The 8,095-nt window shown below is 70.3% G+C and carries 9 protein-coding genes; 5 read left to right on the top strand and 4 right to left on the bottom strand.

The features are described from left to right. Nucleotides 1-350: 350 nt before the first annotated feature. Nucleotides 351-1,151, bottom strand: coding sequence for an exodeoxyribonuclease III (locus ACHUEU_RS15440; protein WP_394216989.1), 801 nt, complete (start codon nt 1,149-1,151; stop codon nt 351-353). Nucleotides 1,152-1,215: 64 nt separating this feature from the next. Here ACHUEU_RS15440 and ACHUEU_RS15435 point away from each other — a divergent pair, with 64 nt between their 5' ends. From ACHUEU_RS15435 to fbaA, 5 genes are all read left to right on the top strand, one after another. Further along, nucleotides 1,216-2,064, top strand: coding sequence for an SDR family NAD(P)-dependent oxidoreductase (locus ACHUEU_RS15435; RefSeq protein WP_394216988.1), 849 nt, complete (start codon nt 1,216-1,218; stop codon nt 2,062-2,064). A gap of 86 nt (nt 2,065-2,150) precedes the next feature. Further along, a complete protein-coding gene (locus ACHUEU_RS15430; RefSeq protein WP_394216987.1) occupies nt 2,151-2,750 on the top strand; it encodes an orotate phosphoribosyltransferase in 600 nt (199 codons plus the stop codon). 218 nt (nt 2,751-2,968) lie between these two features. Beyond that, entirely contained in the window at nt 2,969-3,676 is a 708-nt protein-coding gene (locus ACHUEU_RS15425; protein WP_394216986.1) for a DedA family protein, read from the top strand. Further along, nucleotides 3,673-4,317: a TrmH family RNA methyltransferase gene (locus tag ACHUEU_RS15420; RefSeq protein ID WP_394216985.1), complete on the top strand. Its 645-nt coding sequence runs from the start codon at nt 3,673-3,675 to the stop codon at nt 4,315-4,317. The genes ACHUEU_RS15425 and ACHUEU_RS15420 overlap by 4 nt, the downstream gene beginning before the upstream one ends. 134 nt (nt 4,318-4,451) lie before the next feature. Beyond that, complete coding sequence (fbaA, locus tag ACHUEU_RS15415; RefSeq protein WP_394216984.1) at nt 4,452-5,480, top strand: class II fructose-bisphosphate aldolase; 1,029 nt, start codon at nt 4,452-4,454, stop codon at nt 5,478-5,480. Nucleotides 5,481-5,862: 382 nt separating this feature from the next. Here the strand turns inward: fbaA and ACHUEU_RS15410 are convergent, their stop codons facing one another. The 3 genes from ACHUEU_RS15410 to ACHUEU_RS15400 all read right to left on the bottom strand — a co-directional run bounded on the left by ACHUEU_RS15410 (nt 5,863) and on the right by ACHUEU_RS15400 (nt 8,030). Next, nucleotides 5,863-6,180 carry a DUF2516 family protein gene (locus tag ACHUEU_RS15410; protein ID WP_394216983.1) on the bottom strand — a complete coding sequence of 106 codons (318 nt, stop codon included), beginning with the start codon at nt 6,178-6,180 and terminating at the stop codon, nt 5,863-5,865. 93 nt (nt 6,181-6,273) lie between these two features. Then, nucleotides 6,274-7,599 (bottom strand): FUSC family protein, encoded by a 1,326-nt coding sequence (locus ACHUEU_RS15405; protein WP_394216982.1) that lies wholly within the window; start codon nt 7,597-7,599, stop codon nt 6,274-6,276. After that, complete coding sequence (locus ACHUEU_RS15400; protein WP_394216981.1) at nt 7,596-8,030, bottom strand: hypothetical protein; 435 nt, start codon at nt 8,028-8,030, stop codon at nt 7,596-7,598. Before ACHUEU_RS15400 ends, ACHUEU_RS15405 begins: the two co-directional genes overlap by 4 nt. Nucleotides 8,031-8,095: the final 65 nt, after the last annotated feature.

Genomic DNA, 8,095 nt, shown 5'->3' with positions numbered 1-8,095 from the left:
ACGGTCCTCGCTTCGCGGGCAAAAACATATGAGGCACCGAAGACCGTTCGCGGGCACTTTTCGTGAGTCTCGTCGGGTGCTTGCGCACCCCTGGGGAAGCGCGTAGTGTGATCTGCACAACGACGAATACCGGCATCGGAACCCACGTACGACTGGTCCCCGCAACGGACCGGCTGTGAGGCGTCGAAAGCGCCACCGCAGCTATATCGCGTGTACGCCTGATCCCGATGCAGACGGCTCGTCCGGAGCGGCGCCGCGAGAGATCGCGACGCCGCTCCATTTTGTCTGCGCCTGCGGCGCTGTCCCGGGCGCGCCCGGCGGGCGCCCGGGAACGCCTCCTCGGGGTCGGCTCAGAAGGTCAGGTCCACGACCACGGGGGCATGATCCGAGGCGCCCTTGCCCTTGCGCTCCTCGCGGTCGATGAACGATCCGGTCACCGCCGACTGCACCGCGGGGGAGCCGAGCACGAAGTCGATGCGCATCCCTTCCCGCTTGGGGAAGCGCAGCTTCTGGTAGTCCCAGTAGGTGAAGACGCCGGGGCCGGGATGGTCCCCGCGCACCACGTCGGCGAAGCCCGCGTCCACCACGGAGCGGAAGGCGGCGCGCTCGGGCTCGGTGACATGGGTCTTCCCCTCGAAGGCCTCCATGTCCCATACGTCCTCGTCCAGCGGCGCCACATTGAAGTCGCCGACGAGGGCGACGCGTGCGTCCGCGTCGGCGGCCAGTTCCCGGGCCCCCTCGGCGCGCAGCGCCTCCAGCCAGCGCAGCTTGTAGGCATAGTGCGGATGGTCGATCTCGCGGCCGTTGGGGACGTACAGCGACCAGATCCGCAGGCCCTCGCCCACCACGCCGCCGAGCGCCCGCGCCTCGATCACCCCGGTCCCGTCCTCGGGGAAGGAGGGCACGGCCGGCAGCTCGGTGCGCACATCGGAGAGGCCTGCGCGGGACAAGAGCGCGACGCCGTTCCACTGGTTCAGTCCGTGCGCGGCGACCTCGTACCCGGCCGCCTCGAAGGCCGTGAGGTCCAGCTGTTCGGGCTTCGCCTTGGTCTCCTGCAGGGCCAGCACGTCCACCTCGTGCCGCTGGAGGAAGTCGAGCACCCGATCCATCCGGGCACGCAGAGAATTGATGTTCCAGGTCGCGATGCGCATGCTCCGATCCTACGGGGGACCACGGTCGCACACCGAAATCCTCGTACCGTCGTAAACTCACGACATGGCGCGCGCACTCGTCACCGGCTCCACCTCCGGATTGGGCCTCGAATTCGCCTGGCAGCTGGCCGGGACAGGGCATGATCTCGTGCTGGTCTCCCGCGACGAGGATCGGCTGCGCGCGGTCACCGAGCAGATCCGCGACGTCCACAAGGTCGAGGTCGAGGTGCTCCCCGCGGACCTTTCCGAGCGCGAGCAGCTCGAGCGGGTCGCGAGCCGACTGACCGACCCCGTGGAGCGGGTGGAGCTGCTGGTCAACAATGCCGGATACGGGCTGCGAGGTGGATTCCTCGAGGTCGGCATCGAGGACCACGAGAAGCAGCTGGACACCCTGATGCGAGCGGTGCTGGTGCTCTCCCACGCCGCGGCCCGCACGATGGTCCAGCGCCGTCGCGGCGCGATCCTCAACGTCAGCTCGCTCGCCGGGTACACCACCGCCGGCCCCTACGCGGCCTCGAAGAGCTGGGTCACGGTGTTCACCGAGTCCCTGGCGATGGAGCTCGAGGGCACCGGGGTCACCGCGACCGCGCTGCTGCCCGGCTTCGTGCAGACCGAGTTCCACGAGCGTGCGGGGGTGGCGATGGACGGCCTGCCGCGGATCACCTGGCTGAAGGCCCCCTACGTCGTCGAGCAGGCGCTCAGGGACACGGCCAAGGGCGCTGTGCTGTCGATCCCGTCGGTGAAGTACCGCACTGCCGGCGAGGTCTCCCGCATCGCCCCACGACCCCTGGTGCGCGCGCTCACCTCGCCCGACTGGTACCGGCGCCTGAGAGCCCGGTCCGTGCAGCGCTCCCGCCGCAGCGCTTCGCGACGGAACCTGCGCGCGCCCTGGCAGCAGGACGACGAGACATGACTCCTCCGGTCGGTCCGGTCGGTCCGCGACGGGGCCGCCCGTCGGAGGTGGCGGAGAGCCTCGGCGCCGTCCATTATTCTGACCGCATGGCCGAATCCCGCACCGCTCCTGCCCAGTCCTTGTCCATCGAGGACGCCCGTGAGCGTCTGCGCGAGCTGATCCGGGATCTCGCCGTGGTCCGCGGCCATGTCGTGCTGTCCTCGGGCGTCGAAGCGGACCATTACGTGGATCTGCGCCGCATCACCCTCCACCACGAGGCCGCCCCGCTGGTGGGCCGCGTGATGCTCGACCTGCTGCGCCGCGAGGGGCTGGTCCCCGGCGTCGAGGCCGTGGGGGGCCTGACCCTGGGCGCCGATCCGGTGGCGACCTCGATCCTGCACGCCTCGGCGGCCGATGAGACGCTCGCGAACCTGGACGCCTTCGTGGTGCGCAAGGCCAACAAGGCGCACGGCCTGCAGCGGCGCATCGAGGGTCCGGACGTGACCGCTCGTCGGGTGGTCGCCGTCGAGGACACCTCCACCACCGGCGGCAGCGTCCTGACCGCCTGCGAGGCCCTTGCCGAGGCCGGCGCCGACATCGCCGCCGTGGCGGTGATCGTCCACCGCTCCGAGGCCTCCCGGGAGGCTGTCGAGGCCGCCGGGCACCGTTACCTCTCCGCGTTCGACATCTCCGAGCTGGAGATCTGAACCGCACTCCGGGCAGAGCCCGAGGGTCTCGCACCTGAGCAGCTGCGACGGGGCTGCAGGCCGGTGGCGCCTACGATGGGCGCGGACGCACGGTGCCCCGACGGCCCGCCGCACCGCACGGCACCCCGGCGGTCCGCCGCGCCGGCGTGCACGACGTCCGCCGCGTGCTTCGCCCACCAGCACGCAGTCCCCCTGATCGCCTCGCGCGAGGAGCCTGAATGAACATCGTCGACTGGGCGGTCGAGACCATGGACAGCCTCGGGGCCCTCGGCGTCCTCCTGCTGATCTTCCTCGAGAACGTCTTCCCCCCGATCCCCTCCGAGGTGATCCTGCCGCTGGCCGGGGTGGCGGCCGCCGGCCCGAGCAACTCGTACGTGATGATGCTGCTGGCCTCCGTGGCGGGCTCCCTCCTCGGTGCCTGGATGCTGTACGGCCTGGGCCGGCTGCTGGGCCCGGAGCGACTGCGGAAGATCGTCATCCGGCTGCCGCTGGTGCACGTCGGGGATTACGACAAGTCCGTCGACTTCATGGACCGCCACGGCGACAAGGCCATCTTTTTCGGCCGCTTCGTGCCGGGGATCCGTTCGCTGATCTCGATCCCGGCCGGCCTGTATGCGATGCCGATCGGGATGTTCACCCTGCTCACCGGGGCAGGCAGCGCGATCTGGAACTCGATCTTCCTGACCATCGGGTACTACATGGGCAGCAACTGGACGGTCATCGAGCCGTACACCGACGTCTTCTCCAACGTCGCCTACGCGATCGTGGCGCTGGTGATCGTGGTGTTCGTGGTCAGGCTGATCCTGCGGGAGCGCAAGCGCCGTGCGCTCGGCCTGCCGGATCCGGACCAGCAGTACCTCGACGAGCTCACGGCGGAGGATGCCGACGATCCGCAGAGCCCGACCGAGCACAGCGAGGAGCGGTGACCACGCCCGCCGGTGACGAGGCCCGCGAGGTCGGCGTCGGCCCTCACCCCGAGCCGTGGCCCGAGGACCCGCGCCTGGACCCGGCGCTGCTCCTGGCCGGCGACCGCCGCAATGTCGAGGACCGTTTCCGGTACTGGCGTCGAGAGGCGATCATCGCCGAGCTCGACGAGCACCGCCACGACCTGCACGTCGCGATCGAGAACCTCGAGCACGACGCGAACATCGGCTCGGTGGTGCGCACGGCCAACGCCTTCGCCGTCGGCGCCTTCCACATCGTCGGCCGACGACGCTGGAACCGCCGCGGCGCGATGGTCACCGACCGCTACCAGCACGAGATCCACCACCCCGATGCCGCGCATCTCATCGCCTGGGCCCGGGAGCAGGACCGCCCGCTCGTCGCCATCGACCTGGTCGAGGGGGCGCAGCCGATCGAGCGCACCTCGCTGGCGCGCAATGCCGTGCTGGTGGTGGGGCAGGAGGGCCCCGGCGTGAGCGCCGAGATCCTCGCCGCTGCGGACAGCGTCGTGGGCATCACCCAGTTCGGCTCCACCCGCTCGATCAACGTCGCCGCAGCGGCCGCGATCGCGATGCACAGCTGGATCCTGCAGCACGCCGAGGTGCCCGCGGGCCCGCTGCGCTGAGCACGGCGTCCACGGGGGACCTCCGGCAGGTGGCCGCCAGGGCCGCTGTGGAACAATGGGTCCGATCGGACGGCCCTGCGCGGTGCTCCTCACCGCCGGCCGTCGCCCACAGCTTCAGCGAAGGAGAATTCCCCATGGCAGTCGTCACCCCGGATCAGTACAACGAGATGATCGACCGGGCGAAGGCCGGAAAGTTCGCCTACCCCGCCGTCAACGTCTCCAGCTCGCAGACGGCCACTGCCGCCCTCCAGGGCTTCGCCGAGGCGGGCTCCGACGGCATCATCCAGGTGTCCTTCGGCGGCGCCGAGTACCTCTCCGGCTCCACCATCAAGGACCGGGTCGCCGGCTCCATCGCCCTCGCCGAGTACGTGCACGCGGTGGCCAAGAACTACCCGATCAACGTCGCGCTGCACACCGACCACTGCGCCAAGGAGGTGCTGCCCACCTGGGTCGAGCCGCTGATCGAGTGGGACCTCGAGAACCGCGTGAAGAAGGGCCTGAACCCGCTGTTCCAGTCCCACATGTGGGACGGCTCGGCCGTGCCGGTCGACGAGAACCTCGAGATCGCCGAGCGCCTGCTCGAGAAGTCCGTCGAGGCCAAGAAGATCCTCGAGATCGAGGTCGGCGTCGTCGGCGGCGAGGAGGACGGCGTGGTCGCCAACGTCTCCAACGACAAGCTCTTCTCCACCCCCGAGGACGGGCTGAAGACTGCCGCCAAGCTCGGTCTGGGCGAGCGCGGCCGCTACCTGACCGCCCTCACCTTCGGCAACGTCCACGGCGTGTACAAGCCGGGCAACGTCAAGCTGCGCCCGAAGGTCCTGGACGACATCCAGAAGGTCGTCGGCGAGAAGTACGGTCAGGAGCGTCCCTTCGACCTGGTCATGCACGGCGGCTCCGGCTCCACCGAGCAGGAGATCTCCGAGGCACTGGATTACGGCACCATCAAGATGAACATCGACACCGACACCCAGTACGCCTTCACCCGCCCCGTGGTCTCGCACATGTTCGAGAACTACGACGGTGTCCTGAAGGTCGACGGCGAGGTCGGCAACAAGAAGGCCTACGACCCCCGCGCCTGGGGCAAGAAGGCCGAGGCCGGCATGGCCGCGCGCGTGGTCGAGGCCTGCGAGAACCTCCGCTCGGCCGGCACGCACCAGTCCTGAGCGACTCCACGCCGCACCAGAGGGGACCCCAGAGCTTCGGCTCCGGGGTCCCCTCGCGTGTTCGGGGCCGAGATCGGCGGTGCAGGGCGGTGCCGAGCGCCGAGTGCCGAGCGCCGAGCACTGATCGCAGAGTGCAACGTGCAGAGTGCCGGGGGCCGATGTCGCGGGCGGGCTCTTGGTGAGGTGAGCTGGTTATATCGCCAGCTCACCTCACCAAGAGCCCGTCCAGGACGCGGTCGAAGCTCGGGGCATGCTGAGCACTGATGCCTCGGCATCGATAATCGGGCGGCGGCGCCTGGACGGCGGCGCGGCACGAGGTGATCCGGCGGGCCTCGCCCGTGGCTGCCCTGGCCGAGCGCGGCCGCTCACGGCCAGGCGGGATTCACCGGCGGTTGCCCTGGGCGCGGCCCATGACGTGCTTCAGCGCAGGCAGGACGTCGGCCAGGAAGATGCCGGCGATGACTACCGCGGCGATCATGAACAGCATCGAGCTGCCCCGGCCCACCGGGTAGGGGAGCGAGAGGAAGCCCAGCAGCACGGCGACGCCCGTCAGGATGCCCCAGAAGGTCTTGCTGCGCTTCCCGGCCGCGGTGTAGGCGTCGGGGCGGAAGCGCAGGGCGTTCACCAGTGCCCAGATCTCCACGGCCAGCAGGGCCACGGCGAGCACGAGGAAGATCCACATCTGGATGAGGGCGATCATCACATCAGGATACGGGCTGTGGCTGGACGGATCCCGTATCCCGGGGGCGGGTGTCACCGGCTCACCGGCTCACCGCCTCGGCGCCTCACCGGCTCAGCGGCGGCGGTCCGGATCCGAGCGGTCGGTGATCAGCAGCTCGAGCGCCTCCGTGGTGGCCTGCGGCTCCAGCGCCCGCATCTCCATGGTCATCGGGCGGGGGCCGATCGCGTCACCGTCCGCGGCGACCACCAGGCTGGGCAGGAACTGCTTCGCCTCCGCGGCGCTGAGCCCGGTGGCCTGCAGCAGGTCGATCGCGAGCGAGCGCAGCTGGACCGTCAGCGTGACGCCCTCGAAGTGCCCGGCCCGGCCCGGGCGCTTCCCCTCGTCGTTGCGCAGCAGCATCTCGGGGGAGAGGTAGGAGCCGAACAGGCGCAGCTTCCGCCGGGCCAGGGTGAAGTCCACGTCCTCGTGGGAGACTGCGGTGCTGAGCTCGAGGATCGCATCGCGGGCGGCCAGCAGCGCATCGGCGAGCGTGGAGTGGGCGTCCCCGTTCACCGCGTCGAGGAACTGCACCTGACGCCGGGCGATCATCCGCATGTTGCGCATCGCGCGGTCGGAGCCCACCAGCAGGTGCTGGAGACGGCTCACGTCGTCGGCGTGGCGCAGGCCCGACGGGGCGAAGGTGGCGATCTCGTCGGCGACGTCGTTGGCGAGCTTCCACTCGTCGGTGTACTTCTGGGAGACCTCGCGGAGCTTCCGCAGTGCGGCCTGCGCGATGCCGCGGTCACCGCTGCGTGCCGAGAGGGCGAGGTTGACCAGGGTGCCCTCGAGCTCGCGGTAGAAGGAGGCGGCGGCGCGGCTCTGGAGGCGGCGCGGGTCCCCGGACAGCAGCAGGTGGATGACGATGGCGACGCTGACCCCGGTGACGGCGTCCAGCGCGCGCCCGCCCGGCGTCATCGTGGGGGTGATTGGCATGATCATCACCAGCAGCGACTGGATCGCCACCTGGAATCCGAAGAGCTTGCTGGAATCGATGAGGCGGGCGAGCATCCCGGCCACGAACACCACCACCAGGATCTGCCAGGTCCCCGCGCCGAGCAGGCCGCGGGCGAGCTCGCCCAGCAGCAGCCCGAGCAGCACGCCGCAGGACATCTCGACGATCTTGCGCATCTTCTTCTCGATGCCGAAGCCGATGATGACGAAGGCGACGATCGCGGAGAAGAACGGGTGCTCGTGATTCCACAGGAGTCCGCTGACCAGGTACGCCAGGCTGGCGGCGAGGGCGGCGCGCCCCACCGTGAGCGCGTCGTCGCGCCCGCGGGAGACGCCCTGGGTGAACCAGTCACGGACGGCGTCGCGCGCTCGCTCCACGACCGGGATCGACGTGGTCGGGGTCAGGGGCGGACCCGGCTGCGGGGTCGGCGGCGGCGTCGGTCTCATGCCGGCACCGGATCCTGCAGGCGCATCTCCAGCAGCTCCTCGAGCCGGAAGCTGTCCCCGTCGCGGGCACCGCGCCCCACGATCAGCGGTGCCGGGCCCGGGGCAGGGGTCGCACCCTGCAGCCGGGACCGCAGCCCGCCGTCGACGCGCATCACGTAGTAGCGCCCCTCGCGGTCCACGGCCAGGGAACGGTCCTGCTTGAGGTACCAGCCGATCAGGGAGGTGCGGATGGTGCCGCCTCCGCGGTACGGGCGTGCGCGCAGCGGCACCGGCGGGATGCCGGCGTGCTCGAACCGGGAGACGCCCTCGCGGATCATCGCGGTGGCCTTCTCGTGCTCGGCCTCGCGCGCGGCCTGCAGGGCCCGCTCCTTGGTCTCGACCACCTCCCGACGATGTCGGGTCCAGTCCTCCTGGTCGCCCTCAGCTCTCATGCCCGCCATTCTTCCAGGTCGCCGGTGACCGCACAGCGGAGATCGCGGAGGCATGCGGTGCAGGC

The sequence above is a fragment of the Brachybacterium vulturis genome (genome assembly GCF_043641765.1).
Lineage (GTDB): Bacteria > Actinomycetota > Actinomycetes > Actinomycetales > Dermabacteraceae > Brachybacterium > Brachybacterium vulturis_A.
This window is presented reverse-complemented; position numbering and strand designations above follow the sequence as displayed.